The organism is Undibacterium sp. WLHG33, from assembly GCF_049544815.1.
GTDB lineage: Bacteria > Pseudomonadota > Gammaproteobacteria > Burkholderiales > Burkholderiaceae_D > Undibacterium.
The window spans coordinates 2,146,135-2,172,273 of the sequence record NZ_CP186697.1; the positions used below are offsets into that span (position 1 = coordinate 2,146,135).

At 50.1% G+C, this 26,139-nt stretch carries 23 protein-coding genes; 14 read left to right on the top strand and 9 right to left on the bottom strand.

Annotated elements, in window-relative coordinates; all coding sequences use genetic code 11:
* Positions 1–68 precede the first annotated feature (68 nt).
* The 6 genes from ACOTSW_RS09830 to ACOTSW_RS09855 form a co-directional block, all read right to left on the bottom strand.
* Positions 69–911: an ABC transporter ATP-binding protein gene (locus ACOTSW_RS09830; protein ID WP_423678898.1), complete on the bottom strand. Its 843-nt coding sequence runs from the start codon at positions 909–911 to the stop codon at positions 69–71.
* A 69-nt stretch (positions 912–980) separates the two neighbouring features.
* Positions 981–2,282, bottom strand: a complete 1,302-nt coding sequence (locus ACOTSW_RS09835) for an ABC transporter substrate-binding protein (RefSeq protein WP_423678899.1) — start codon at positions 2,280–2,282, stop codon at positions 981–983.
* Positions 2,283–2,363: 81 nt separating this feature from the next.
* A complete protein-coding gene (locus tag ACOTSW_RS09840; RefSeq protein ID WP_423678900.1) occupies positions 2,364–3,422 on the bottom strand; it encodes a branched-chain amino acid ABC transporter permease in 1,059 nt (352 codons plus the stop codon).
* Between the two features lie 118 nt (positions 3,423–3,540).
* A complete protein-coding gene (locus ACOTSW_RS09845; protein WP_423678901.1) occupies positions 3,541–4,443 on the bottom strand; it encodes a branched-chain amino acid ABC transporter permease in 903 nt (300 codons plus the stop codon).
* 24 nt (positions 4,444–4,467) lie between these two features.
* On the bottom strand, positions 4,468–5,256 hold the full coding sequence (locus ACOTSW_RS09850; protein WP_423678902.1) for an ABC transporter ATP-binding protein: 789 nt from the start codon (positions 5,254–5,256) through the stop codon (positions 4,468–4,470).
* 9 nt (positions 5,257–5,265) lie between these two features.
* Positions 5,266–7,212, bottom strand: a complete 1,947-nt coding sequence (locus tag ACOTSW_RS09855) for an AMP-dependent synthetase/ligase (protein ID WP_423678903.1) — start codon at positions 7,210–7,212, stop codon at positions 5,266–5,268.
* A 465-nt stretch (positions 7,213–7,677) separates the two neighbouring features.
* On the opposite strand from ACOTSW_RS09855, the gene ACOTSW_RS09860 reads away from it, so the two are divergent.
* Together ACOTSW_RS09860 and ACOTSW_RS09865 are read left to right on the top strand one after the other, a co-directional pair.
* Entirely contained in the window at positions 7,678–8,331 is a 654-nt protein-coding gene (locus tag ACOTSW_RS09860; protein ID WP_423682289.1) for a Crp/Fnr family transcriptional regulator, read from the top strand.
* Positions 8,328–9,161 carry a Rossmann-like and DUF2520 domain-containing protein gene (locus tag ACOTSW_RS09865; protein ID WP_423678904.1) on the top strand — a complete coding sequence of 278 codons (834 nt, stop codon included), beginning with the start codon at positions 8,328–8,330 and terminating at the stop codon, positions 9,159–9,161. Before ACOTSW_RS09860 ends, ACOTSW_RS09865 begins: the two co-directional genes overlap by 4 nt.
* On the opposite strand, the gene ACOTSW_RS09870 is transcribed toward ACOTSW_RS09865, so the two are convergent.
* The gene (locus tag ACOTSW_RS09870; protein ID WP_423678905.1) at positions 9,146–10,606 is read right to left on the bottom strand and encodes a sensor domain-containing diguanylate cyclase; all 1,461 of its coding nucleotides are present in this window, start codon (positions 10,604–10,606) and stop codon (positions 9,146–9,148) included. The two genes, ACOTSW_RS09865 and ACOTSW_RS09870, sit on opposite strands and share 16 nt — an antisense overlap.
* Positions 10,607–10,792: 186 nt before the next feature.
* The gene (locus tag ACOTSW_RS09875) at positions 10,793–11,314 is read right to left on the bottom strand and encodes a glycine zipper 2TM domain-containing protein (protein WP_423678906.1); all 522 of its coding nucleotides are present in this window, start codon (positions 11,312–11,314) and stop codon (positions 10,793–10,795) included.
* A gap of 363 nt (positions 11,315–11,677) precedes the next feature.
* Between ACOTSW_RS09875 and ACOTSW_RS09880 the strand changes: the two genes are divergently transcribed.
* The 10 genes from ACOTSW_RS09880 (at position 11,678) to ACOTSW_RS09925 (ending at position 21,264) form a co-directional block, all read left to right on the top strand.
* A complete protein-coding gene (locus tag ACOTSW_RS09880; RefSeq protein ID WP_423678907.1) occupies positions 11,678–12,688 on the top strand; it encodes an AI-2E family transporter in 1,011 nt (336 codons plus the stop codon).
* A 71-nt stretch (positions 12,689–12,759) separates the two neighbouring features.
* Positions 12,760–13,062 (top strand): antibiotic biosynthesis monooxygenase family protein, encoded by a 303-nt coding sequence (locus ACOTSW_RS09885; protein WP_423678908.1) that lies wholly within the window; start codon positions 12,760–12,762, stop codon positions 13,060–13,062.
* A 140-nt stretch (positions 13,063–13,202) separates the two neighbouring features.
* Positions 13,203–14,501: a glutamate--cysteine ligase gene (gshA, locus tag ACOTSW_RS09890; RefSeq protein WP_423678909.1), complete on the top strand. Its 1,299-nt coding sequence runs from the start codon at positions 13,203–13,205 to the stop codon at positions 14,499–14,501.
* A gap of 50 nt (positions 14,502–14,551) precedes the next feature.
* Positions 14,552–15,499 carry a glutathione synthase gene (gene gshB, locus ACOTSW_RS09895; RefSeq protein ID WP_423678910.1) on the top strand — a complete coding sequence of 316 codons (948 nt, stop codon included), beginning with the start codon at positions 14,552–14,554 and terminating at the stop codon, positions 15,497–15,499.
* Between the two features lie 88 nt (positions 15,500–15,587).
* Positions 15,588–15,995 carry a PTS sugar transporter subunit IIA gene (locus ACOTSW_RS09900; RefSeq protein ID WP_423678911.1) on the top strand — a complete coding sequence of 136 codons (408 nt, stop codon included), beginning with the start codon at positions 15,588–15,590 and terminating at the stop codon, positions 15,993–15,995.
* Positions 15,996–16,024: 29 nt separating this feature from the next.
* Entirely contained in the window at positions 16,025–16,294 is a 270-nt protein-coding gene (locus tag ACOTSW_RS09905) for an HPr family phosphocarrier protein (protein WP_423678912.1), read from the top strand.
* 124 nt (positions 16,295–16,418) lie between these two features.
* Positions 16,419–18,185, top strand: coding sequence for a phosphoenolpyruvate--protein phosphotransferase (gene ptsP, locus ACOTSW_RS09910; RefSeq protein ID WP_423678913.1), 1,767 nt, complete (start codon positions 16,419–16,421; stop codon positions 18,183–18,185).
* A gap of 325 nt (positions 18,186–18,510) precedes the next feature.
* Entirely contained in the window at positions 18,511–19,662 is a 1,152-nt protein-coding gene (gene metX / locus ACOTSW_RS09915) for a homoserine O-succinyltransferase MetX (protein ID WP_423678914.1), read from the top strand.
* On the top strand, positions 19,659–20,267 hold the full coding sequence (gene metW / locus ACOTSW_RS09920; protein WP_423678915.1) for a methionine biosynthesis protein MetW: 609 nt from the start codon (positions 19,659–19,661) through the stop codon (positions 20,265–20,267). The genes metX and metW overlap by 4 nt, the downstream gene beginning before the upstream one ends.
* A 106-nt stretch (positions 20,268–20,373) precedes the next feature.
* On the top strand, positions 20,374–21,264 hold the full coding sequence (locus ACOTSW_RS09925) for a M48 family metallopeptidase (protein WP_423678916.1): 891 nt from the start codon (positions 20,374–20,376) through the stop codon (positions 21,262–21,264).
* Positions 21,265–21,284: 20 nt separating this feature from the next.
* On the opposite strand, the gene ACOTSW_RS09930 is transcribed toward ACOTSW_RS09925, so the two are convergent.
* Complete coding sequence (locus tag ACOTSW_RS09930; RefSeq protein WP_423678917.1) at positions 21,285–21,446, bottom strand: hypothetical protein; 162 nt, start codon at positions 21,444–21,446, stop codon at positions 21,285–21,287.
* A 447-nt stretch (positions 21,447–21,893) separates the two neighbouring features.
* Between ACOTSW_RS09930 and ACOTSW_RS09935 the strand changes: the two genes are divergently transcribed.
* On the top strand, positions 21,894–24,269 hold the full coding sequence (locus ACOTSW_RS09935) for a TonB-dependent receptor (protein ID WP_423678918.1): 2,376 nt from the start codon (positions 21,894–21,896) through the stop codon (positions 24,267–24,269).
* 108 nt (positions 24,270–24,377) lie between these two features.
* On the top strand, positions 24,378–26,066 hold the full coding sequence (locus tag ACOTSW_RS09940) for a bifunctional metallophosphatase/5'-nucleotidase (RefSeq protein WP_423678919.1): 1,689 nt from the start codon (positions 24,378–24,380) through the stop codon (positions 26,064–26,066).
* Positions 26,067–26,139: the final 73 nt, after the last annotated feature.

A 26,139-nucleotide genomic window follows, 5' to 3' on the forward strand; every position in this document is an offset into this window, starting at 1 on the left:
AATAGGAGTTGGTGAAGCCGGTTTTATGCGATGTGTTGCGACGTATTTGCCGATTGTTGTGATTACAGCTATGCCAGCCAGCGCTTGCGACGGCGATAGAATTTCATGTCGCGGAAACTCTTACGACCCGCACCTGAAACACCGAGATAAAATTCTTTCACGTCTTCATTACTGGAGAGATCACTGGCATCCCCCTCCATCACGACGCGGCCGTTTTCGAGGATGTAACCGAAGTCGGCATAGCGCAGCGCGATATTGGTGTTTTGTTCGGCTAGTAAGAAGGAAACCTGTTCCTGCTGATTCAGGCTTTTGACGATCTCAAAAATTTCTTCCACCAGTTGTGGTGCAATACCCATCGATGGTTCATCCAGCAAAATCATGCTGGGCTTGGCCATCAGTGCGCGGCCGATTGCACACATCTGCTGTTCGCCGCCAGAGGTGTAGCCCGCTTGCGAATGGCGGCGTTCACGCAGGCGCGGGAAGTAGTGATAGACCTTTTCCAGTTCGGCTTTCAGCTCGGTCCGGCTGAGCGCGCGCGTGTATGCGCCTGTCAGCAGATTTTCTTCCACGCTTAAATGGCCGAAACAATGGCGTCCTTCCATCACTTGCGACAGACCACGTTTCACCAGTTCGTTTGGCGTCAGATGATCGACACGTTGTCCCTGAAATGTAATGTCACCCTTGGTGATATCGCCGCGTTCGTTTTTCAGTAAAGTGGAAATAGCCTTCAGCGTGGTCGATTTTCCGGCGCCATTCGCCCCCAGCAGTGCAACGATTTTTCCTTGCGGTACTTGCAGGGAAATGCCTTTCAATACCAGAATCACGTGATCGTAGATCACTTCGATATTGTTGACGCTGAGATAGGCGGGGTTGTTGATGGCGCTCTCAGACGAAATGGAATGTATGCTCATAATATGCCTGTATTGACGGTCGGCGTAACAGAGATATCCGTTGCCGGATATCTCCTGATTCAGGAAAAATTACTTCAGACAAGCCGGAGTGATTTTTTTCTCTGCGGCATATTTGTTTGACGATTCTTCCAGCATCGCGCGGGTCAGCGCTTTATCACCGACGACCCAGTTCGGCGTGATGGCTTTCCACTTATCGCCTGTCCATTGCTGCACTTTGACTGCACCTGAGCCTTCATGGTCTTCGCAAGAAGTTTTCACTGGCGGGAACATACCAAGTGCACCGAGAGCTTTCTGACGTGCTTCATCGACATTCAGATTTTCAAAGCCCCAGCGTATCTGCTCGGAAGTCATCTGTTTGCCTTTACCGTATTTTTCCTGCGCTTTCAGAATCGCTTCTGACCACAAGATCGCGGCAGTCACACCACGCATGTGATAAACAGAACCGATACGGGATTTGTCGCTGAGATTACCTTTACCCGCCGCGTACACCTTACTGCGCAATTCATCGAGTACAGGATAATTGCCCGGCGTGTTAAAGGTCATTGAGGTATAACCTTTTGCTGCATCACCTGCAGGCATTGCATCTTCCTCAGAGCCTGCCCACCATACGCCCAGCATTTTTTCACGCGAATAACCATTACGCTGCGCCGTTTTAATCGCGACCGCATTCATCACGCCCCAGCCCCACAGAATCACATAATCAGGATTAGCCTGACGAATTTGCAGCCACTGTGATTGTTGTTCGTTGCCCGGATGTGCGACCGGGATTTTGATCAGCTCAAAGCCATATTGTTTGGCCTGGGCTTCGAGGACAGGAATCGGTTCTTTACCGAACGCAGAATCGTGATACAGATGAACGATCTTTTTCCCTTTAAGCTTGTCCATTCCACCGGATTTATCACCCAGATATTTCGTCATCGCTGCTGCCTGATTCCAGTAGCTTGTGATCAGCGGGAAAATATACGGAAACACTTTACCGTTAGCAGCATCGGAACGGCCGTAGCCCAACGTGGTCATCGGAATTTTATCTTCGGCAACGCGGTCCAGAATGCCGTAAGCAATGCCGGTGGACAGCGGCTCGACTAATGATGCGCCACCTTGTGCTTTTTTCAGTCGTTCATAGCATTCAACACCACGCGAGGCATTGTATTCAGTCTCGCACTCTTCCCATGTAATCTTGACGCCATTGAGTCCGCCTTTGGCATTGACCAGATTGAAGTAATCAATGACACCGCCGTAAAAGCCGGAGCCACCCGCCGCGTAAGGGCCGACGCGGTATGAGAGCAGTGGAATGTACTGGTCATCTGCCTGTGCCACATTCACCGCACCTATCATTGCCGATGCCAGTAGTATTGATTTCATCAGTTTCATGTTGTCTCCTGTTGGTTGTATGGGTAGAACGACGCCTTCATCATGGCGTTCTGTATTTATAAAAACGACGACAGTAAAAACTTAATGCGGGAAAGGCCATAATCTCAGTTTTTCTTTCGTGATCTGCCACAAACGTGCAAGGCCATGTGGTTCAACAATCAGAAAGAAAATAATCAGCGCGCCGAATACCATCAATTCAAGATTCGACGCGATGTTGGTCGGTAACGATAAAAAATGGGCGATCAGATTCAGAAATACCGGCAGCAAAACGATAAATGCCGAACCAAGAAATGAACCGAGAATAGAGCCGACGCCGCCGATGATGATCATGAACAAAATGCGGAAAGACAGATCGAGGTTATAGGCTTCCGGTTCGACCGTGCCCAGATAAGCATAGGCATATAACGCACCCGCGATGCCGCAGTAAAACGAAGACACGGCAAACGCCAGCAGCTTGGTACGCATCAGCCGGAATCCGATCACTTCTGCGGCAACGTCCATATCACGCACTGCCATCCACGAACGACCAACGTTTGAACGCACCATATTCTTTGCCAGTAAGGCCATCACACAGACGATGCCTAAAGTCAGCAGATATTTTTTGACCGGTGTGTTGAAGCTCATGCCCATGATCTCAATTTCCTGTGCGGTGATTACTCCGGAAGCACTGTAATTGGTGAACCATTGGATTTTAGTCAGACACCAGACCACAAAAAACTGCGTTGCCAGCGTCGCGGCAGCCAGATAAAAACCACGTATGCGCAGCGACGGTAAACCGAAAGCGATACCGACCATTGCCGCTGAAATACCGCCGAGGACAAATGCCAGCAAGATTGGAATACCAGGTATACGCAGCATGAAATTGTAGGAAGCAAACGCACCGACTGCCATGAATGCAGCCGAACCCAGCGACAATTGCCCGGCGTAGCCAGTCAGGATATTTAAGCCCAGTGCCGCCAGTGAAAAAATCAGAAAAGGAATAAAGATCGCGGAAAAAGCATAATCAGAGGCGAGCAATGGTACCGCAAAAAAAGCGGCGCACAGCAACAGGGCAACGCCGATTCTGTCCTGGCGCAGTGGAAATATCTGGTTGTCTGCCTGATAGCTGGTTTTAAATTGTCCTGCTTCACGATAGAACATAGTGTTTCCTTAAGTCTTAATACAAGTCTTAGTGTAAGTCTTCGTATTCATGCGCCTTACCAGCCATTTTTGTCTGGCAAGGCAGAATATGATTGGTGGTTGCTCAGAACAATGTGGTTTAAATCCTGCGTATGATTTTTTCGCCAAACAAACCTTCCGGCCGTACCAGCAGAAACAGCAATGCCAGTACATACGGGAACCAGCCCTCGATACCGCCACCGACCAGAGGGCCGATATACACTTCTGCCAGTTTTTCTGAGGCACCGATAATCAGACCACCAACGATTGCGCCGGGTACCGACGTGAAACCGCCCAGAATCAGCACTGGCAGCGCTTTCAGTGCAACAAACGTCAGTGCAAACTGCACCCCATTACGTGCACCCCACAGCAAACCTGCCACCAGTGCGACAAAACCGGCAACCGCCCAGACGATGCCCCAGATTTGTTGCAACGGAATACCGACTGCCAGCGCGGCCTGATGATCGTCCGCAACTGCCCGCAGCGCGCGTCCGATTTTTGTTTTGGAAAACAGCAGTGCCAGACCGATGACCAGAACAGCACAGATCAGGGCGGCAATCACGTCAAACTGCGACACCAGAATATTGAATTTTTCCATCAGAAATTCGATAGGCACGTCTTCGATCGGTAAGGTCAGCTTGTGCGGTTGTGAACCCCACAGTAATTGCGCCAGCCCTTCGATGAAAAAGGTCAGACCGATGGTGGCCATGAAGAGCGTGATTTCCGGTTGATTAACCAGTGGTCGCAAGACGATTTTTTCGATTGCCAGACCCAGGACGATCATCACTGCCATCGTCAGCGGTATGGCGACCCACATCGACAGATCAAATTTTTCACTGAGACCAACACAGGTCAGGGCGGCAAAAAACACCATCGCCCCTTGCGCGAAATTGAATACGCCGGAGGCTTTGTAGATCAGCACAAAACCTAGTGCAACCAGTGCATACATCACGCCGGACAGCAAGCCACCGATGAGCACTTCAAAGAAAAAACTGAGATTCATTTTGTTTTCCTCAAGACGGTGGTGTCAGTGTGCAACGCCAAGATAGGCATTGATCACTTCCTGATTTGCCAGCACTTCAGCCGGTGTGCCGTCGCCGATTTTTTTACCGTAATCCAAAACGACAACCCGGTCAGAAATATCCATCACGACGCCCATATCATGTTCGATCAGAACAATAGTGGTGCCGAGCTGATCATTCACGTCAAGGATGAAACGGCTCATGTCCTGTTTTTCCTCGACGTTCATACCGGCCATCGGTTCATCCAGCAATAAAATCTCAGGTTCAGCGGCAAGCGCACGACCGAGCTCAACCCGCTTTTGCAAACCGTAAGACAATCGTCCGACCGGCGTTTTGCGGATGTGCTGAATTTCCAGAAAATCGATGATTTCTTCGACTTTTTCACGGTGAGCAATTTCCTCTCTGCGCGCAGGCCCCAGATACAGTGCCTGCATCAGGAAATTGGATTTCATCTTCAGATTTCGCCCCGTCATGATGTTGTCGAGCACGCTCATTCCCTTAAACAGAGCGATGTTCTGAAACGTGCGGGCGATGCCGCTTTTCGCCGCCGCATAGGTATTCATATCTTTGCGCTGGCGGCCACGGTAGGTGATCTGCCCTTCCTGCGGCCGGTACACACCATTGATTACATTCAGCATCGAGCTTTTACCTGCACCGTTTGGGCCGATAATCGCGCGGATTTCGTGTTCTCTGACGTTGAACGAAATATTTGTCAGCGCTTTGACGCCACCAAACGACAAGGAAATGCCTTGCAAATCAAGAATGACTTCACCGGTTTTTCTGTTATTGGTCATTGCTTTTCCTTATGCCGCATGCTGCTGGGCAGCAAATGTCTTGACATCACTGATGTGCAGGTCGGCACTGACAGTGCCCTGGCGACCATCTTCAAATTTGACTTGCGTTTCTATGTATTGCGAGCGTTTGCCTGAATACAGCGCTTCTATCAGTACCGCATATTTTTCTGCAATAAATTTGCGCCGGACTTTGCGTGTACGGGTCAGCTCGTCGTCGTCCGGATCAAGCTCTTTGTGCAGGATCAGGAAGCGATGTATCTGTGTGCCTGCCATTAGGGTTTCATTGGCCAGATCAGCATTCACCTTTTCTATGCACGACATGATGAGCTGATAGGTTTCAGCTTTGGCAGCCAGATCGGTATAACCGGAATAGGCGATGCCGCGGCGTTCTGACCAGTTGCCGACGGCTTCCATATCAATGTTGATGAAGGCGCAGACATGGTCTCTGTCATGACCAAAGGCGACAACCTCTTTGATGAAAGGGAAAAACTTGAGTTTGTTTTCGATGTAGTTCGGTGCAAAGATATCACCATTGGTGAGCTTGCCGACATCCGCGGCGCGGTCGATGATTTTCAGATGCCCTTCTCCGTCAAAGATACCGGCATCACCAGTATGGAAATAGCCCTGTTCATCGATGACTTCGGCGGTCGCATCCGGTCGTTTGTAGTAACCGGTCAGCATGGCGCTCGATTTCACCAGCACTTCACCATTCTCTGCCAGCGTCACTTGCACACCCGGTGCAGCCTGACCGACGCTGTCAAATTTGATGTTGCCATCCGGTTGCAGGCAAACGTAGGCACAGGTTTCGGTGGAGCCATACAACTGCTTCAGATTGATGCCGATAGAGCGATAGAAACGGAACAGATCAGGGCCAATTGCAGCACCCGCGGTATACGCGACTCTGACACGCGATAAGCCGAGTACATTTTTCAGCGGCCCGTAAATCAGAAATTCGCCGATGCGGTAATTGAGTCTGGCGAGGGCTGAAACCGGCTTGCCATCAAGAATGTCGGCACCATACTGCCGTGCGATTTCCATGTAATACTGAAACAGATGCTGTTTGACAGCGCCTGCATCTTCCATGCGTATCATGACGGTGGTCAGCATGTTTTCAAACACGCGTGGCGGTGCGAAATAATAGGTAGGACCAACTTCACGCAAATCAGTCAGCACGGTTTCGCTGGATTCCGGACAGTTGACGGTAAAGCCTGTGACCAGCGCCTGTGCAAATGAAAACAAGTGATCGCCAACCCACGCCATCGGCAGATAGGAAAGTATATCTTCGCCGGCGCTCAGTTGATCAAAACCTGCACCACCGACAGCAGCGGTCATGAATGAGCGATGGCTCTGGCACACGCCTTTGGGCTTACCGGTTGTGCCCGAGGTGTACAGCATGACCGCGGTATCTTCAGGTTGCCCGAGTCCGATCTGCTGTAAGAAAAATTCAGGATGGGTACGGTCATACATGCGCCCGGTTTCCTGCAAAGCTGCATAGGAGATCAGCTCTGGCTGATGATAATGCCGCATGCCGCGTTCATCTTCAAAACAGATGTGCTGTATGCCGGCATAGTGCTGTTTGATGTCGAGTAATTTATCGACCTGCTCCTGATCTTCGACAACGGCAAAAGCAATTTCTGCGTTTTCCAGCACATACGCCATGTCGGCTGCCGGCGCATCCTGATACAAAGGCACCGGAATACCACCGAGGCACTGTGCTGCCATCATCGCCCAGTATAGGCGCGGGCGATTATCACCGATAATCGCGAGGTTCATGCCGCGCTGAAATCCCTGTGCTGCCAGACCACAGGCGAGCGCGCGCACTTCTTCGTTGACCTGTTGCCAGTTCCAGGTTTGCCAGATGCCCAGATCTTTTTCACGGAACGCCGGATGCTGCGGACGTGTTGTTCCGTGTTCCAGCAACAGTCGCGGGAACGTTGTGTTCTCTGTCTTTGTCATGTCTCCACCACCAGCCTTATTTGTTTTGGCCTGTCTGGTCAGCTGTACGATACTCTGATCGTTCAAGCAGCCAGTATGATTGCTTCTTTTTTTATGAGTTTCTGTACTGCGTCTTACATCAGACTTACTGCGGTTGTTATCTGTGGCTACTGCAAGCTGGGTGGCATTGTCGTTACCGTTGAATACGTAAATCGAAACGGTGTTTAAGTGGCTGGATTATGTGTCAGCTCGCTTACAATGTCTCCATCAGGATGACGGTCATGTATTCCGGCGGTCGGTGTATTGAGGCCGGATGATAATCTGTCGATCCTGAATAATTATTTTTGTTGATCAGATACTAGTTGCTTGTATCAGCTGCGGCTGTCGTTTGACTGACAATCTGACGGAATGAACCAACTTTCGGTGGTGCGTTGCACAAATATGGCGAATATAAAAAGTGAACTGAAACAAGGCTTGGCAAAGACAATGTGGGCGCACATGCTGGCGCCGGATCACATGCAAAAAGTCGAGGAAGAGGTGGTGGAGCGCTTTATTCCGGCCGGTGGTTATGTTTGCCGTAAAGGCGATCCTGTCGATCATTGGATGGGCGTGCTCGACGGCTTTCTGAAAATGAGCAGTATTTCGCCGGAAGGAAAAACGGTTACCTTCAGCTGTATGCTGGCGGGCGGCTGGTTCGGCGAAGGCTCCTTATTAAAAACTGAGCCGCGCCGTTATGACGTTGTTGCCTTGCGTGATACCCGCGTCGCGTACATGCCGCGCAGCACCTTCACGTTTTTGCTGGATAACAGCATTCCATTCAATCGCTTTCTTTTGCATCAGTTGAACGAACGGCTGGGCTTGTTTATTTCTCTGGTGGAATATGATCGCATGCTTGATCCTGATACCCGCGTCGCGCGTTGTCTGGCGGCGATGTTTCATCCTTATCTGAATCCCGGCAGCAGTATGCAATTGCAGATATCGCAGGAGGAGATTGGCTATATTTCCAGTGTGTCGCGGCAAAGAGCGAATCAGGCTTTGCAACTGCTCGAAAAGAAGCAATTGCTGTCCGTTGATTATGGCGGCATCACGATACTGAATCTGGAAGGTTTGCGGCGTTATCCTGAACCGGTGGTCGCATGAAGACGATGGCGATAGTCGGTGCCGGCAAAGTCGGTCAGGTATTTGGGCGCTGCTTTCAGCAACAGAACGTATTTTCTGTCACACAGATATTGAACCGGACATCTGCCAGCGCCCAGGCTGCCCGGACGTTTATTGGTGCCGGTGCTGCACTTGCCAACTGGCAGGAATTAGTTGCGGCAGATGTCTGGATGCTGGCGGTCGGCGATGATCATATTTCCGATGTTTGCAATGCTTTAAGTGAACGAGGACTGATCAATGAACATACTATCGTGTTTCATTGCAGCGGCTCGAAGGCATCCACTGAACTTGTTGCGGCTGCCTCATCTGGCGCGGTGGTGGCCAGCGTGCATCCGGTACGCAGCTTCGCAGATCCGCAAGCAGTAGCGGATCATTTTTCCGGAACCATATGCAGTCTCGAAGGTGATCGCCGGGCTCTGGACGTATTATTGCCGGCGATGCAGGCCATCGGTGCGCAAACGGTTGAGATCAGCGCTGAATCGAAATTGTTGTATCACGCAGGTTCGGTGTTTGCCAGCAATTATCTGGTGAGTCTGATGGACGTTGCATTGCGTGCTTATGAGTCGGCTGGGATTCCACCTGAACTGGCGCGGGCAATGGCGCAGCCGCTGGCACGTCAGTCACTGGAGAATGTATTTCAGCTCGGAGCACCCGCAGCACTGACCGGGCCGATCGCGCGCGGCGATATGACAACGGTCAGCCGGCAGCAGGCGGTCGTTTCTCAGTGGGATCAGGCAGCGGGAGAGTTGTATCAGGCGTTTGTCACTCCCACCGTTGAATTAGCGACCCGCAAACATCATTCAGAAAAATAAACACTGTTCCGTCCGTTGGCTTTGGCCTGATACAAAGCCTGATCCGCGCGTTCAAATACGCTATCCTCGGTTTCGCTGGTCCGGCATTCTGCGACACCCATGCTGACTGTGACAGACAGTGGTGTGCGGGTGAGGTCGGTCGTGCGTGAAAAATCGTTATTGGCAATGGTGTTACGTAAGGTTTCAGCGATGGAAGTTGCTTTTTCCAGCGTACAGTTTTTCAGCAAAATCAGGAACTCTTCGCCACCCCAGCGGCAGATAACGTCACTTTCCCGTAAAGAACGTTTAGCGATTGCAGCGATTTCTTTGAGGACGTGATCACCGATCAGATGACCGTGTTTGTCGTTAATTTTTTTGAAGAAATCAATATCCAGCAGAATCGCACACAGAGGCTGGCGTGTGCGCTCGCTGTCGAGCAGACTTTGCTGAAAGACGAAATCAAAAGCATGCCGATTCAGCAGATTTGTCAGGGAATCCGTCGATGCACATTTTTCCAGGCGTTTCTGGTAGCGGCGCACAGTGAGCAGCACCATCACCATGATCAGAATCGTAATGGCAGCGCTGAGACCAATATTGAGCAAAAAAACATTGTGCACGGGTTGCATGCCGGAACTGGCATCCTGTTCTACCAGTAAATGCCAGCCAAGCTCAGGAATATAGCGCGAGTTGACGAGCACCATGCCGTTATTGCCCTGATAGTCCAGGTGCATGGATTCGCTGCTGTGATTCGCCAGAATTTTCGCAGAGATGCTGCCTATGCCATTGATGGTCTGAATATTTTCGCCTTGTTTGCTGAAGTTACTGCCAGCCAGAGTGATTCTGCCTTGCCTGTCAGCAAAGTAAATCTGGCGATCAAAGCGTTTCTGGTAGCTGTCAATCAGATGCTTGAGAGTATTGAGCGTCAGTCCTATGCCGGTGGCGCCGATAAATTGTCCCTGGTAATCAAAAATCCGGTAGTTGACGAAGATCGTGACTGCATCGTGGTTGGCGAGATCCAGATCGACATTGGTTTCGTAGGAAGATTTGAGATTTTTCACACGGAAAAACCAGGCATCACGCGGTTCGCCTTCTTTGACCTGCTTTAACAAACCGTCAGCGTAATAATAGTTGCGGGATTTATCTGAAATCAGAAAACTGGAGATCGCTTTATTTTTGAGTTTGATTTCTTTCAGATATTTGGTGATCTGTTCCTGATCATCTTCGCCGTTGATGATCCAGTCGCGGACAAAAGTGTCATGAGCCATCTGTGAAGACACGAATACCGGCCGCAGTATGTCTTTTTGAATCTCCGAATAAACATTATCCCCGGTGATAGGCAGGGTCTGTTCAGATATCCCCTGTTGTATCGTATCGCGCGAGACGATGTAGCCGGCAACGGTGGTGAAGACAAAACCGGCAATCAGTAACAGAGAAAGCCATACCAGCAGACCGTATTTTTTTAACATGTTTTTCATGGACTGGAGACGGAGCGTATGCATAAAGTTTGGCCGTGATCATACTATAAACCCATGTGATTTCGGCCGGATATGCGCCGGAAAATACTTTCCATGTGGAAATGAAGACGAAAAAAATGCCGCATTTAGCGGCATTTTGTATTCAAGCAACGGTATTTAGCCGTTTCTGATCAATTCTTAAGGACGAGGTGTCAGCGAAACATGTAAGCGCAGACGTGAACCCGGATCATAAGGCATGACCGAGGTATAAGTGCGGCCGTTGTACTCATAAGTGACCGCATAGCCATTGTTGCGGGTCTGCCAGTTGTCAACGGTTCTGCATTGACGAACCGGACGACTATCGTAGCCTTGCTGACCATTGTAGCCATTATTGTCCATACGGTCGCCGACGATAGCGCCGGTCAGCGCACCAGCTGCTGCTGCTGCGATCCGGCCATTACCGCCACCAACCTGACTGCCGAGCAGACCGCCGGCGATACCACCAATGATGCCGCCCGAATTACTGCGTTCTTGCGGACGCTGGATAGTCTCGTATTCAGTCCGGCATTCCTGACGCGGCATATTGACTTGCTCGACTTGTGGGGTGACGTTGATGACGCGTGCATAATCCTCAAAATCTGCAGCCTGTGCGATCGAACCGACGCTGGTGAGCGCCAGCACAGCAGCGGCAGCGGAGAGTTGTTTCTGTGTGAATGTCATATTTACCTCGATGCAAGTGACCATCAATTCAGTTTAGTCCTCATTTAACGCTTCAGGTTCCGATACGGACGACAAGAAAGATGTAAATCTATGTTTCAGCCATGTTTCTGAACTTTGCCACAGACTGCCGCTACTCGCCAGATCGCCTGTGCCGCCGCTGCAAAGGATGTCGCCGGGCTGATAATCAACGCCGATCAAATATCCCTGTTTTTACCGTCGATGTATTTGCCTGCATTATGGTTAAATGTGCGCGTATTGTGGCTGTAACAGCATCAGGTTGTTGGTTGTCTGACTCACGGGGCTGATCACTGTCTGATGTTGATGATGGCAACTGGCCATCTCTTATAAAAAGGAACTCGCGTGATGGTAACTCCCAAACTAAGTGCTTCAGTGTATGCATCGTATATCGTGGCGGCAGTCGGTTTATTTTTAGTGTTGAAAGCGGGCTTATTGCTAGCCTTATTTTCCGGCTTGCTGGTGTACTCGCTGGTACACATGCTGACACCAATGATTGCACACAGGCTCAGTCATCGACAGCCGCGCATGATTGCAGTGGCTTTATTGTCTGCCATTTTAATCATCAGTTTGCTTTTAGCAACCTGGGGTTGTCATGTGTTTTTGCGCAGTGATGCAGGGAATTTGCATAATCTGCTGCAAAGACTGGCTGATATTCTGGAATCATCGCGCAGCCAGGTACCGCAGTGGATGAGTGCCAATATTCCGGAAGATGTTGATGCGTTACAGACGATGATCACACACTGGTTGCGGGAGCACGCGGGGGAAGCAAAGTTGCTGGTGCCGGAAGCAGGCCACCTGATCGTACATTTATTGCTGGGGATGGTTATCGGCAGCATGGTAGCCTTGCGCGATGCCAGTGGCGACACTAACCACAAACCGTTTGCTGCTGCCTTACATCAGCGCGTTGCCGTCTTTGCGCAGATTTTCCATAAAATCGTCTTTGCGCAATTCAAAATCTCTCTGATCAACACCGTATTGACAGCGATTTATCTGCTCGTCATTCTTCCGTTAGCCGGTGTGCATCTGCCACTGACCAAAACCATGATTGCGATTACTTTTCTGGCAGGTCTGATTCCTGTTGCCGGCAATATCATTTCTAATTCTGTGATCGTGATTGTTGCTTTATCGCACTCGCTGAATATGGCAATTGCTTCACTGGTTTTTATGATCGTGATTCATAAAGCTGAATATTTCCTCAATGCCCGCATCATCGGAGAGCAAGTCAATGCGCGGGCCTGGGAGCTGCTGACGGCCATACTGGTGATGGAAACCCTGTTCGGGGTGCCGGGTGTGGTCGCTGCGCCAGTGTTTTACGCCTATGTGAAGCGGGAATTGAGTGAGCGGGGGCTGGTCTGATTTACGCCCGATTGGTGCCATAATAGAACACGCAACAGATATTTCAGACATTCCATTTTAAAGAGCCAAACATGATTCTCGAACTTGCCGACATCCGTATTCATCCAGGACAACAAGAACAATTTGACGCCGCGATTCAGCGCGGGCTGGATGAAGTCATCTCTAAAGCCAAAGGTTTCCGCGGTTTTAAAGTGAATAAGGGAATAGAGTCACCGGAACGCTATGTCCTCATGATTTTTTGGGAAACACTGGAAAATCACACCGTTGACTTCCGTGAGTCGCCTGCCTTTTTGCAATGGCGCGCGATTGTCGGTCCGTTTTTTGCGGCGCCACCAACCGTCGAACATTTCAGCCTGCTGACAAAATCATCCTGAATTCCGTAGGGATATTCACAGGCTTGACTTGATTCTTTTCGTTTCATCCCAATCTAAGAGAGTCTTAAAAAAAGCCGGCACGCTGCCCTGATATTGGCGAAAGTTGCCGGTGACTCAGGCAGCTTATCAAAAAGGTCACTATGGTTCCGCATCTTGTCACGGCTCTCAACGGGCCACTGCACGATCTCGAAAAGAAAATTCTGGAGGCTACGCCTGCCATTGAGCGCTGGTTCCGCCTCGAGTGGCAGGAACACACTCCGCCATTTTATTGTTCCGTCGATTTACGCAATGCGGGGTTTAAATTAGCGCCCGTGGATACCAATCTGTTCCCCGGTGGCTTCAATAATCTGGCGACAGAAATGTTACCCTTGTCCGTGCAGGCAGCGATGGCGGCGATAGAGAAATATTGCCCGGATGCTAAAAACCTGCTGCTGATCCCGGAAACCAATACACGTCATCCCTTTTATCTGCAAAACATTGCCCGCCTGATGCAGATTTTCCGTCAGACTGGTCTGAACGTGCGCCTCGGTTCTTTATCAGCCGACATCACCGAGCCGACGCCGATTGATCTGCCGGATGGTAGTCAGCTGATACTTGAACCGCTGGAGCGTTCGGAAAATGGCCGACGTCTGGTGCTGAAAAATTTTGATCCCTGCACGATTGTTCTCAATAACGATTTGTCGGCAGGCATACCGGCCATACTCGAAGAACTGAATGAACAGACACTGCTGCCGCCATTGCATGCGGGCTGGTCTGTGCGCCGCAAGAGCAATCATTTTTCATCGTATGATGAAGTCGTGAAAAAATTTGCCAAGCTGGTCGATATTGACCCGTGGATGCTTAATCCGTTTTTCACCAAAGTTAACGGCATTAATTTTGACGATGGCACAGGGGAAGATGCGCTGGTGGCCGCGGTCGATACGATACTGGCGAAAATCCGTAAGAAATACAAAGAGTACGGCATTAAAGAAAAACCGTTCGTGATCGTCAAGGCGGATGCCGGAACCTATGGCATGGGCATCATGACGGTGCATCATTCCGACGAAGTGCGTGAGCTGAACCGTAAACAGCGCAACAAAATGTCCGTCAATAAAGACGGGATTGCCGTGACGGATGTGATCGTGCAGGAGGGGGTTTACACCTTTGAGCAGATCAAAGATTCCGTCGCTGAACCGGTCGTCTATATGATCGATCGCTATGTCGTCGGCGGCTTTTACCGTGTGAATGAAGAGCGCGGTACTGACGAAAACCTGAACGCCCCGGGAATGCAGTTTGTACCGCTGGCATTTGCGCAGCAACATGCGGTGCCGGATATGAAGGCAAAACCCGGCACGGCAGCGCCGAATCGTTTTTACATGTATGGTGTGGTGGCGCGGCTGGCATTACTGGCTGCCTCACTGGAACTGGAAAAAACGGATCCTGATCCTGAAGTTTATTAACCGGCATGCCGGCTTACTCCCGGTGTACCGTCATTTTCAAAAAAATTATCATGAAAATCGCCTTTCTGACTGACCCGCTGTCGCAATTCAAGACTTATAAAGATTCCACTTTCGCGATGATGCGCGAAGCAGTCAGACGTGGTTATACGGTGTATGCGTTCGGTCCGGCAGACATGGCGCTGGAAGGTGGCAAAGTCATTGCCAGCATCAGCAAAATCACGCTGACCGGTGACAGTGAAGACTGGTATCGCGCTGATGCGCCGGAAGCGTTGCCGCTGAGCGCCTTTGACGCGGTATTGCAACGCAAAGACCCGCCGTTTGATATGGAATATATCTACGCGACCTATTTGCTGGAAATGGCAGAACAGCAGGGCGCACGCGTTTTCAATAAGCCGGCGGCGATACGTAATCACAACGAAAAACTGAGCATTGCGCAATTCAGTCAGTTCACCGCACCGACGCTGGTGACGCGCGATGAGCAGCGTATCCGTGCTTTTCACCGCGAACATGAGGACATCATTCTGAAGCCGCTTGATGGCATGGGTGGTGCCGGCATTTTCCGGATTCGTGCCGACGGCATGAATCTGGGCTCCGTGATCGAAACCCTGACGCTCAACGGCAGCCGTACCATCATGATCCAGCGTTATATCCCCGAGATCGTCAATGGTGACAAACGTATTTTGCTCATCGGTGGCAAGGTCGTGCCCTATGCGCTGGCGCGGATCCCGCAAAATGGCGAAGTGCGTGGCAATCTGGCCGCGGGTGGGGTTGGCGTGGCGCAGGAATTGTCGGCACGCGATCTTGAGATTGCGCAGACTTTGGCGCCGCAGCTTTATCAAAGAGGCTTGTTGCTGGTAGGATTAGACGTCATTGGCGATTGCCTGACCGAGGTCAACGTGACCAGCCCAACCTGTTTCCAGGAAATTACGCAGCAAAAAGGCGTGGATGTGGCTGCGATGTTTATCGATGCGCTTGAAACGGCAGTTTCCGGGCATTAATATACTCCCCGGGGTATGTTGTAACCCCCTTATAAAATCAAAGGGATTAAGTGTAAATTGACACATACTCCCTCTATTTTGAGAAATTATGGTTGGAATACTGTTAATGACTCACGCGCCTTTAGGCTCGGCATTTATCCAGGCGGCAGCCCATGTTTTCCGCGGTATGCCTGAACGTCTGGAGGCGATAGATGTCATTGCCGACCAGGACACGGACGATGTTCACCGTCTGGCGCTGGCAGCGGTTGAGCGTCTCAATGACGGTTCCGGCGTGCTGGTGATGACGGATATCGTTGGGGGAACGCCATCGAACTGCTGTCGCCAGCTCGGCGAGCCGGATCAGGTCGCCACCATTGCCGGTATCAGCCTGCCGATGTTGTTGCGGGCGATTACTTACCGTAATGACACACTGGATGTGGTCGTCGAAATGGCGCTGGCAGGAGGACAGAATGGCGCGCTGCGGATAGATAACCGTATCCGGCTGGCACCGAATTAATCAGAGAATCAGAGAGTTGAAAGTACAGCATGATCCAACAAGAAATTGAAATTGTGAACAAACTTGGTCTGCATGCGCGTGCATCGGCCAAATTTACGCAACTGGCAAGTAAATTCAAGAGTGAAGTCTGGGTGACCCGCAATGGTCGTCGTGTCAATGGCAAATCCATCATGGGTGTGATGATGCTGGCAGCGGGCAAGGGTAGCAAAATCATGCTGGAAACCGATGGTGCCGATGAGCAGGAATGCTTTGACGCAATCGTCGGCCTCATCAACGACAAATTTGGTGAAGGCGAGTAAAAGGGGCTTTCCGCTCAGACCATAAGCAGCGTTCCGGGTGCGATGGTCTTGCAGCGTTGTCGTCTTCATTCATTTGCCTGCCGGCGTAGTGGATGAAGGCAATCTAGAACATTAGGGACAAGGCATGGCATCATTTACATTGCAAGGTATCCCGGTTTCACGCGGAATCGCGATAGGGCGTGCGCATTTGCTGCGTCCGGCCGCGCTGGATGTGAAACACTATCTGGTTGCGCAGGAATTAATTGAAGCGGAAGTGCAGCGCCTGCAAGACGCAATTGCGCAAGTTCACGTCGAGTTACAGGAGATCTGGGCAGAATTGCCACAGGATGCACCGACTGAGCTCGGAGCATTTCTCGATGTCCATGCCCTGATTTTATCCGACCCCATGGTGTCGGAAGCACCGCTCGATATCATCCGTACTCGTCACTACAACGCCGAATGGGCACTTGTGACGCAGGTCGAGGAACTGTCGGCGCAGTTCGATGAAATTGAAGACGATTATCTGCGCGAACGCAAAGCCGATATTCAGCAGGTTGCCGAGCGGGTGTTGAAAGTGCTGACCGGCTCTTCAAGTCAGGTTCTTTCTTCCGACGGTATTGATGAACGCACCGCTAACATGGTGGTGGTCGCCAGAGACATTTCTCCGGCAGATATGATGCAGTTCCGCGATGTCGCCTTCACAGGATTCGTCACCGATGAAGGCGGGCAGAATTCGCATACCGCCATCGTTTCACGCAGTCTGGGTATTCCCGCTGTTGTCGGCATGGGGAACGCGTCGCAACTGATAGAGCAGGACGACTGGCTGATCATTGACAGCGATGCCGGCGTGGTCATCGTTGCGCCGCCGACGATGGTGCTGGAACAATATCGTGAACGCCAGGCGCAGCTGCTTAAACAACGAAAAAAACTTTCCAAGCTCAAAAAAACACCGGCGGTGACGCAGGACGGTGTTGAAATCACCCTGCTGGCAAACATCGAGTTACCAGGCGATACCGCATCGGCGCTTGAGGCGGGCGCCAGCGGTGTTGGCTTGTTCCGTTCCGAATTCCTGTTTATGGAGCGCAGTGGCGAACAGCATCAGTTGCCAAGCGAAGAAGAGCAGTTTGATGCGTATCGTAAGGCAGTACTTGGCATGAAAGGCCGTCCGGTCACCATCCGCACCTTAGACGTCGGCGCAGACAAACCGCTGGAAGCGGCTGAACACAATATTCTCAATCCTGCCTTAGGTTTGCGCGCGATACGCTATTGTCTGGCCGAGCCGCAGCTGTTTCTGACGCAATTACGGGCCATTTTGCGCGCATCTGCATTTGGCCCGGTGAAAATTCTGATTCCCATGATGGCGCATGGATTTGAAATTGAGCAGACCTTGCAACTGATCGTGCAGGCCAAGAAAGAGCTGACGGCAGAAAAGAAAGAGTTTGATGCGAGCATTCCGGTTGGCGCGATGATAGAAGTTCCTGCAGCGGCGCTGGCGTTGCCGATGTTTGTGAAAAAACTCGACTTTTTGTCTGTCGGCACGAATGATCTGATTCAGTACACGCTGGCAATTGACCGCGCGGATCATGAAGTTGCGCATTTGTATGATGATTTGCATCCGGCGATTTTGCAGCTGTTGCAGATGATCGTCAGTACCGCAGAAAAAGCCGGGATTCCCCTGTCAATTTGTGGCGGTATGGCGGGTGATCTGCGTCTGACCCGTTTATTGGTCGGCATGGGGTTCCGGGAATTATCCATGCCTGCTGCTTTGTTGCCAGAGATTAAACAGGCGATTCTGAATACCCGGTTTGAGAGTTTGCAGCCATACGTGAAAAAGATTCTGCGCAGCTATGATTCTGCTGTCATACAGGAAACTCTGAGCAATATGGAAGCGCTTGGCAAAACGCTGCACTGAATCCTGAACTGGTTTGACGATGAAGCTGGAGTTCGTTATCCTTATCGACTTATTCCAAAGCTCATTAAATACGATAACGTCGTTGCTGTACCCTTGCCGTGCTGAAGCACTGTCTGCGGACACGCGCCTTGTTCTCCTATTTAATCAGAATTGGAATGAAATACAGGCGCCGATTTGAAAATCAGCTTGCGGGCGCGGTCTGGAAAACTTCCGGACAATAAATACGGCTAAAGCGAGCTTGAATGCAGCTTGCCTTCCTTCACATTCAGCCCTTCTTTTAGCCTTCCTTAGTTTTTGAACGAGAATTTTCTCGATGGAAGAGTGTATGTCAGTCTTACCTGGATCCGTTGGTGCTGTGACACCACAGGCGTTTCACTTTGAGGCACCGTTGTCTTTACAGAGTGGCGCATCAATTGCCGGTTATACCTTGATGGTAGAAACCTACGGCAGCTTAAATGCAGACAAATCGAATGCCGTCCTTATTTGTCATGCCTTGAATGCATCTCATCACGTCGCAGGTTACTACGCCGACCAGCCCAAGAATATAGGCTGGTGGGACAACATGGTCGGCCCAGGCAAACCTGTGGATACCAACCGTTTTTTTGTCATCGGCGTCAATAATCTTGGTTCCTGTTTCGGTTCCACTGGCCCCATGCATACGAACCCTGCTACGGGCAAACCCTATGGTGCCGATTTTCCTGTGGTCACCGTAGAGGACTGGGTCAACGCGCAGGCACGTCTGGCAGATGTTCTGGGGATACAGCAATTTGCTGCGGTCATGGGTGGCTCACTGGGTGGCATGCAGGCGCTGGCATGGAGTATTCTGTATCCGGATCGCTTGCGGAACTGCGTGGTCATCGCATCGACCCCCAAACTGTCGGCGCAGAACATCGCCTTTAATGATGTTGCGCGGCAGGCGATACTGACCGATCCGGATTTCCACGGTGGTGATTTCTATGCACATGGCGTCGTTCCGCGCCGTGGCTTACGGGTGGCACGGATGATAGGGCATATCACGTATTTGTCGGATGACGATATGGCCGAAAAATTCGGACGTGATCTGAGGTCGGATGACTACCAGTTTGGCTATGGTGTCGATTTTGAAATTGAATCTTATCTCCGCTATCAGGGCGATAAATTTTCAGATTACTTTGATGCCAATACCTATTTGCTGATCACCAAAGCGCTGGATTATTTTGACCCCGCCCGCCATACCGGTGGCGATCTGACCAAAGCGCTGGCGTCAACCAAAGCACAGTTTTTACTGGCATCATTCACCACCGACTGGCGTTTTGCACCTGAGCGCAGCCGTGAAATAGTGAAAGCCTTAATCAGCAATAAACGTACCGTCAGTTATGCCGAAATTGATGCGCCGCACGGACATGATGCTTTCCTGCTGGACGATTCCCGTTATCTGAATCTGGTCGCCGCGTATTTCGATCGTATTGCGGCAGAACTGAAAGGAGTGTCAGCATGAATTTTGCAGAATTAAACCAGTTGCGCCCCGATCTGGCATTTATTGCCGACTGGATACAGCCACGTTCACAAGTGCTGGATGTAGGCTGCGGCGATGGGGTCATGCTTGATTATCTGCAAACCGATAAGCAATGCAGTGGTTATGGTATCGAAATCGCGGACGACAAAACGCTGGCCTGCGCGAAGCGTCACGTTAATGTGATACAGCAAGACATGGAAAATGGTCTGGGCATGTTTGATGACAATGCTTTTGATACCGTGTTGTGTTTATCGTCGTTACAGATGATGAAACATGTGGAACCTTTGTTGCGTGATATTGCCCGCGTCGGTCGTGAAGCCATCGTCTCTTTTCCGAATTTTGGCTACTGGCCGCACCGTACCGCATTATTGCTGGGAAAAATGCCGGTATCGAAATCCTTGCCGTATCAGTGGTATGACACACCGAATGTCCGTTGTGCAACGATTTATGATTTTGCCGATCTGGCCAATGAAGTCGGTCTGGAAGTGATGCAATGTGTTGCCCTGCACGAGGGACAACCGGTGCACTTCCTGCCCAACTTACGCGGCAGTCTCGCGGTCTTTCGGTTGCGTAAGCGTCAGGCGTAGTTTAATGACCCGGTTTCTGCGACATACAGCATTTTTTATTGCCGTATCTTTAAAACCGGGGGTATGAGTACCATTTCTGCAGGTAACTTGTTCACTGGCTTAGATTATGAAACTGCATACACTTCTGGCTGCTGCTTTTTTCGCGATAACAGGCCCGGTATTGGCACAGAATGGCACTCCGCAAGATGGCGTGAAAATTGGTGGAAATTCGTTTTTAAGTAAACTTGCGCCGGTTGGCTCACTCGAAAATCAGTCGGCAATGCAATATGCACAAACCATGCAACAGGCGGAAAAGCAGCATGCGCTGGGTCCTGATAATCATCCGCAGGTAGTACGTCTGCGAGCAATTGCCAATAAGCTGATTCCCTATTCTTTGAAATGGAATGAGCGGGCGAAGCAGTGGAAGTGGGAAATTAATTTGCTGGGGTCCAAGCAAATCAATGCTTATTGCATGCCCGGCGGCAAGATCGCGTTTTATTCCGGGATTTTGGATACTCTGAAACTCACGGATGACGAAGTTGCGATCGTGATGGGACACGAAATTGCGCACGCCTTGCGTGAACACGGCGCCGAAAGAATGGTGAAGTCGAGTGCGGCCAATCTGTTCGTCAAAGGGGTAGAGATTTTTGCCGGAGCCAAAGGGTATGATCCGAATATCGCTGGCTCGATTGCAGGTGGCGCCGCGAATGTCACCATGCTGAAATTTTCCCGCGATAACGAAACGGAAGCCGATATCGTTGGCCTCGATATTGCTGCACGCGCAGGCTATGACCCTCGCGCCGGTGTTGCTCTTTGGCAAAAAATGGGGATGGTGAATAAAGGTGCACCGCCGCAATGGCTGTCCACACATCCCGCCGGTCAGAACAGAATTGCTGAAATTCGTCGTCATTTGCCGGAAGTGATGCCTTTGTATGCGAAGGCGAAAGGAATTTCTCTGAATGGGATAGCGCCGTATCAGACGAACGTCAAGGGTATTGAGCCAGTTTTTTACCCCTAGCTTCCTGCAAAAGCAATTTGTCACAGCCTTGTTTGCCCTATTTTGAAAGAAAAATTTCTTTCAAAAATATTTTGCAAATAAAAATCAAGCATAATTTCACCCAAAGAACGCATGTTTGCCCAAAAAAAGCGCGTCTGTTGTGCATTTGTGACATTTTCATGCATATAAAACCAAGATGTCATCGTCCTTTCATAATTGGGTGTAACACTTTGTAATGTTGAAAAAATTATGTGATAGACTATTTTCACATATCAATATACCGCTGATTAATCCGAATTTTTCTTGTTCATTCAGCACAAAAATCAACAGTGTTATACAAAAATAGACGTCAGAATATAGCGTCTTTTTTTTGAAGTTCGCAAGAGCAATCGTTTGCGTCTCAGCTGATTTATGATTTTTAGCGTTAGCAATCGATTGCTTTTTGAAATCAGGCATAAAAAATGCATGCCCGCCTCACCGGCAGGCTTTTTATGTGGTGGTTTGCAGCTTGAGTTTTTTATAAAGCCAGCAGGTTGGCGATAAAGTGTGGTGATGGAGATGTCATCAAGCGGTGTTAAATGCTTGAGATGATGAACAGGATTCAGCGCAATTTTTATTTTTTTTACCGTAATTTGATCCGGGAGCAGTCAATGAAACAATCTACGAAGCCTTCAGCGTTTCCGTCACGTTTGTCGATGGTCGCGATTGCATGCCAACTGGCATGTATGGGCATTTCCACTGCGCAAGCACAGGAAGTCAGCAACGAACAAACAAGCTCAACACAAGTGACTATTACCGGCAAAAAAGTCGGTATGGGTCTGATGGTGCAGGAAAATGCGCCAAAAGCACGCAGTACAATTACTGCAGAAGAGCTGGCAAAACAACGTCCTACCGGTAACGCGTACGAAGCGCTGGAGCTGATGCCTGCGGTCAATAGCTATAACTACGACGCAACTGGTTTGTTTGGCGGTGGCCTGACTCTGCGTGGCTTTAACAGCGACCAGATCGGTGCGACAATCAATGGCGTACCTGTCAATGACTCAGGTAACTTCGCTGTTTATCCACAAGAATTCGTCGATCAGGAAAACACTTGCACACAGTTTGTGACACAAGGTTCTACGGACGTTGATTCTCCACAAATCGGTGCGACCGGTGGTAACTTCGGTATCACAACATGCGATCCGTCTAAAACAAAACGTTTCCGCGTAATGCAGACCGTTGGCGGCCTGAATCTGTCTAAAACATACCTGCGTTACGACACCGGTATGTTGTCAGATAACCGTTCCCGTCTGTTTATTTCTTATTCTCATGCTCAGGCCGACAAATGGAAAGGCGAAGGCGGCGCGAAACGTGATCACGTTGATTTCGGTTTCCGTACAGACTTTGATAAATTCAATTCCGTCAGCGGCGTTGTACTGTATAACCGCGCAATCAATCAGAATATCAGTTCGTTCAGGCTGGCTGATCTGAACAAAAACGGTTACTACTATGACTATTCCACGAAGTTCATTGGTCATGTGACACCGACCAAAGGTAAAGCTGACAACGATCCTAGTCAGGCAAACGCAGACTCTTTCTACAAGCTGACACAGAATCCGTTTGAAAACGTGATTGCTTCTGTCACTGGAAAAATGCGTATTGGTGAAAACACAGATGTGAAAGTCATTCCTTACTACTGGTATGGCTACGGTAACGGTGGTGTTCAGCAAAAACTGGTTTCTGAAGCAGGTTTCCTGAATCCAGCAACTGGTAAAAACACAGCTGGCGTTGACCTGAATGGCGATGGCGATACACTGGATAAAGTGATTGTTGCGAATGCGAGCGTGACACGTACAAACCGCCCTGGTATCACAGCGTCCGTTACTCATAACGTGGACAACCATCAGTTGTTAGCCGGTTTCTGGTACGAACGTGCTACACACGAGCAATTCGGACCTATGGTGGCAGTGGATGCCAACGGTAATGCGGTTGATATCTGGCTGAAAGACGGTCGTATTAACCGTCCTGACGGAACGCCATACCAATCCCGTGACTGGAAAACTATCAGTACTGGCTATCAATTCTTTGTACAAGACACCATCAGCCTGTTGAACGACAAATTGCAAGTCAACGTTGGCGTACGTGCACCAACGATGAAGCGTGATTTCACGAACTACGCAAATGAAGGTGCTGGTGTTGGTTACAATATCAGTAAATCCTACTCTGAGGTATTGCCACAGCTGGGTGCCCGCTACCAGATCGATAATAACAATCAGGTCTTTGCAAGTCTGGCGAAAAACATGAAAGCACCGCCAAACTTTGTTTACGCGACATCCGGTAACGTCGTTCTGGTGAACGGTGTGCCAACGATGCCAGTAGATGTAAAAGCTGAAACCTCGTTAAATCTGGATCTTGGCTATCGTCACCAAAGCGATAAGCTGACAGCGCAAGCGACTGTGTACTCTATTGACTTCCGTGATCGTCAGGCAACTGCTTACGATGTCGTCAGCAATACCAGCAGTCTGACTAGCGTTGGTAAAGTAAAGACTAATGGTTTTGAAATTGAGCTGGGTAATACACCAGTCAACGGCTGGTCTTTCTACAGCTCAGTTGGTTACGCTAAGAGCGAAATCAAAGACAACCTGACCGTAAGCAAAACAGCTGTATTGCCAACAGCAGGTAAAGAAATGACACTGACACCAACCTGGAAAGCAGGCCTGAGTGCTCAGTATGAAACAGCAGTATGGTATGCACGTCTGAAAGCGAAATACACAGGCAGCCAATGGGCAACAATGACCAATGATGAATTGGTACCTAGTTACACATTGCTTGGCTTGGATGCAGGTTATCAGTTCGCGAACACCAGCTGGTTGAAAAAACCAACCGTGCGTCTCAGCATCAGTAACCTGACAAATGAGAAATACCGCAATCCGTCCAGCTTCAACGTGACAAATGCTCAGGCATACGGCACAGCGGCTGCGAAGACTGTGTTCTACTACCTCGGTGCTCCACGCTTCACATCTGTTACATTCTCTGCAGATTTCTAATCTCATGAATGTGCAGTTGCTGTAATCGGGCTTTTACAGCAAAGCAAACCAATGCAGACCTGCAACGATTTTTTGTTGCAGGTCTTTTTATTTGATAGTGGCAAATATATGAATAAATTCAAACTCATCAGTCTTGCAGTTCTTGTCGTCATTGGTGGTTGCTCGACAACGTCAGACAAGAATGCACGACTCAGCAACATCACGATCTTCAGTATCAATGACTTTCATGGTAATTTGCAATCCGATCAGCCTGTGCCTTACCTGGCAAGCAAGTCGGATAATGCCAATCCGGGTAAAACGGTAACTGTTCCAGCTGGTGGTTACGCTTATCTGGCAGCGAAGTTGAAAGAGCGTCGCGCAGCGGTGCCGTCCAGCATCCTGGTCGGGAGTGGTGATCTGATGGGGGCATCTCCTATGGGTTCGGCATTGCTGAAAGATGAACCAGTGATCGAAGCCTTGAATCAGCTTGACCTGACGGTGACAGCAGTCGGAAATCACGAATTTGATTCCGGCACGGCTGATTTGATGCGTAAAATCAAAGGCGAATGTGCTTCCTCCGGCTGCGCGTATGCGGATTTTCACGGTGCTAAATATGCGTATCTGGGTGCTAATGTGTATGAGCAGGGCAGTAATACGCCGTGGCTGACACCCTATGTGATACGTCAGGTCGGGGATGTGAAGGTCGGGTTTATCGGTGCGGTGACGTCCGATGTCCCTAATCTGGTGGCTGGTGACGCGATCAAACGTCTGCGTTTTGATGATGAGGCGGCATCCATTAATCGTTATGTGCCTGAGTTACAAAAGCAAGGGGTGAATGCGATTGTTGCATTGATTCATGAAGGCGCAAGTTACAAAGGTGCGGAAAACGATCCGAGTTATCGCTGTGAAGGTCTGCAAGGACCGATTATCGACATCACTAAAAAGCTCGATAAAGCCATATCGTTGGTGGTCTCCGGTCATACTCACCAAGGCTATACGTGCAAAATTGATGGTCGTCTGCTCGTACAAGGCCGTAGCTATGGTGCGTTTCTGACAGAATCCACGCTGACCATAGACCGTAATACCAATGCGGTAGTGAATGCGGTGGCTGTGAATCATCTGATCGATCAGCAGCAGATTAAAGCAGATGCGACCGCCCAGGTGCTGGTTGACAAAGTGGCGACACAAACGGCAGCCATGCGCCAGCGTCCTGTGATCACGATCGACAAACCCATGTTGCGCTCCAGTGAGGCTGGTCGTTTCGACAGCGCGTTAGGGAATATGATTGCCGACGCACAGTTGCATTACGCCCAGCATCATGGTGGCGCTGATATTGCACTGATGAATGCGGGTGGTATCCGCAGCGATTTACCGTCTGGCAGCCAGAAGGCGCCTGTCAATGTCACGTTTGGCGACTTGTATGCGGTGCAGCCATTTGGGAACAATGTTGTGCGAATTACCCTTTCGGGTGCGCAATTATTACAGGTACTGCAGCAGCAATGGGCCGGTGGACGCCCTGCAGAGGAGCCGAAAAAACTGTTTGTCTCGCACGGTCTCAGCTATGTCTGGAATCCTGCAGCGGCGACAGAGCAGCGTATCACCGACGTTAAGATCAAAGGTAAAGCGCTTGATCCGACGCAGCAATATAAGGTGGTCGTGAATAATTTTCTGGCGGATGGCGGCGATGGTTTCAGCGTGCTGAAGCAGGGAACGGATCGCCAGCTGATCGGGCGCGATCTGGATGCATTTGAATCGTATATCCGCGAGCGCGGTGATCGCATTACCGATGTGCAGCTGGATAGGGTGCAACGCCGTTAGTAGAACGGCTACCTAAAGGAGCGTTGCGAGAAGTTTAAACCACTTCTCCTAATATCCGTGCGGGTTCCCAGTC

What these genes read in the sequence shown, in the direction of transcription:
- ACOTSW_RS09830 (WP_423678898.1), bottom strand. Translation starts at nt 911, where the DNA reads ATGAGCATACATTCCATTTCGTCTGAGAGCGCCATCAACAACCCCGCC.
- ACOTSW_RS09835 (WP_423678899.1), bottom strand. Translation starts at nt 2,282, where the DNA reads ATGAAACTGATGAAATCAATACTACTGGCATCGGCAATGATAGGTGCG.
- ACOTSW_RS09840 (WP_423678900.1), bottom strand. Translation starts at nt 3,422, where the DNA reads ATGTTCTATCGTGAAGCAGGACAATTTAAAACCAGCTATCAGGCAGAC.
- ACOTSW_RS09845 (WP_423678901.1), bottom strand. Translation starts at nt 4,443, where the DNA reads ATGAATCTCAGTTTTTTCTTTGAAGTGCTCATCGGTGGCTTGCTGTCC.
- ACOTSW_RS09850 (WP_423678902.1), bottom strand. Translation starts at nt 5,256, where the DNA reads ATGACCAATAACAGAAAAACCGGTGAAGTCATTCTTGATTTGCAAGGC.
- ACOTSW_RS09855 (WP_423678903.1), bottom strand. Translation starts at nt 7,212, where the DNA reads ATGACAAAGACAGAGAACACAACGTTCCCGCGACTGTTGCTGGAACAC.
- ACOTSW_RS09860 (WP_423682289.1), top strand. Translation starts at nt 7,678, where the DNA reads ATGTGGGCGCACATGCTGGCGCCGGATCACATGCAAAAAGTCGAGGAA.
- ACOTSW_RS09865 (WP_423678904.1), top strand. Translation starts at nt 8,328, where the DNA reads ATGAAGACGATGGCGATAGTCGGTGCCGGCAAAGTCGGTCAGGTATTT.
- ACOTSW_RS09870 (WP_423678905.1), bottom strand. Translation starts at nt 10,606, where the DNA reads ATGTTAAAAAAATACGGTCTGCTGGTATGGCTTTCTCTGTTACTGATT.
- ACOTSW_RS09875 (WP_423678906.1), bottom strand. Translation starts at nt 11,314, where the DNA reads ATGACATTCACACAGAAACAACTCTCCGCTGCCGCTGCTGTGCTGGCG.
- ACOTSW_RS09880 (WP_423678907.1), top strand. Translation starts at nt 11,678, where the DNA reads ATGGTAACTCCCAAACTAAGTGCTTCAGTGTATGCATCGTATATCGTG.
- ACOTSW_RS09885 (WP_423678908.1), top strand. Translation starts at nt 12,760, where the DNA reads ATGATTCTCGAACTTGCCGACATCCGTATTCATCCAGGACAACAAGAA.
- gshA (WP_423678909.1), top strand. Translation starts at nt 13,203, where the DNA reads ATGGTTCCGCATCTTGTCACGGCTCTCAACGGGCCACTGCACGATCTC.
- gshB (WP_423678910.1), top strand. Translation starts at nt 14,552, where the DNA reads ATGAAAATCGCCTTTCTGACTGACCCGCTGTCGCAATTCAAGACTTAT.
- ACOTSW_RS09900 (WP_423678911.1), top strand. Translation starts at nt 15,588, where the DNA reads ATGGTTGGAATACTGTTAATGACTCACGCGCCTTTAGGCTCGGCATTT.
- ACOTSW_RS09905 (WP_423678912.1), top strand. Translation starts at nt 16,025, where the DNA reads ATGATCCAACAAGAAATTGAAATTGTGAACAAACTTGGTCTGCATGCG.
- ptsP (WP_423678913.1), top strand. Translation starts at nt 16,419, where the DNA reads ATGGCATCATTTACATTGCAAGGTATCCCGGTTTCACGCGGAATCGCG.
- metX (WP_423678914.1), top strand. Translation starts at nt 18,511, where the DNA reads ATGTCAGTCTTACCTGGATCCGTTGGTGCTGTGACACCACAGGCGTTT.
- metW (WP_423678915.1), top strand. Translation starts at nt 19,659, where the DNA reads ATGAATTTTGCAGAATTAAACCAGTTGCGCCCCGATCTGGCATTTATT.
- ACOTSW_RS09925 (WP_423678916.1), top strand. Translation starts at nt 20,374, where the DNA reads ATGAAACTGCATACACTTCTGGCTGCTGCTTTTTTCGCGATAACAGGC.
- ACOTSW_RS09930 (WP_423678917.1), bottom strand. Translation starts at nt 21,446, where the DNA reads ATGACATCTTGGTTTTATATGCATGAAAATGTCACAAATGCACAACAG.
- ACOTSW_RS09935 (WP_423678918.1), top strand. Translation starts at nt 21,894, where the DNA reads ATGAAACAATCTACGAAGCCTTCAGCGTTTCCGTCACGTTTGTCGATG.
- ACOTSW_RS09940 (WP_423678919.1), top strand. Translation starts at nt 24,378, where the DNA reads ATGAATAAATTCAAACTCATCAGTCTTGCAGTTCTTGTCGTCATTGGT.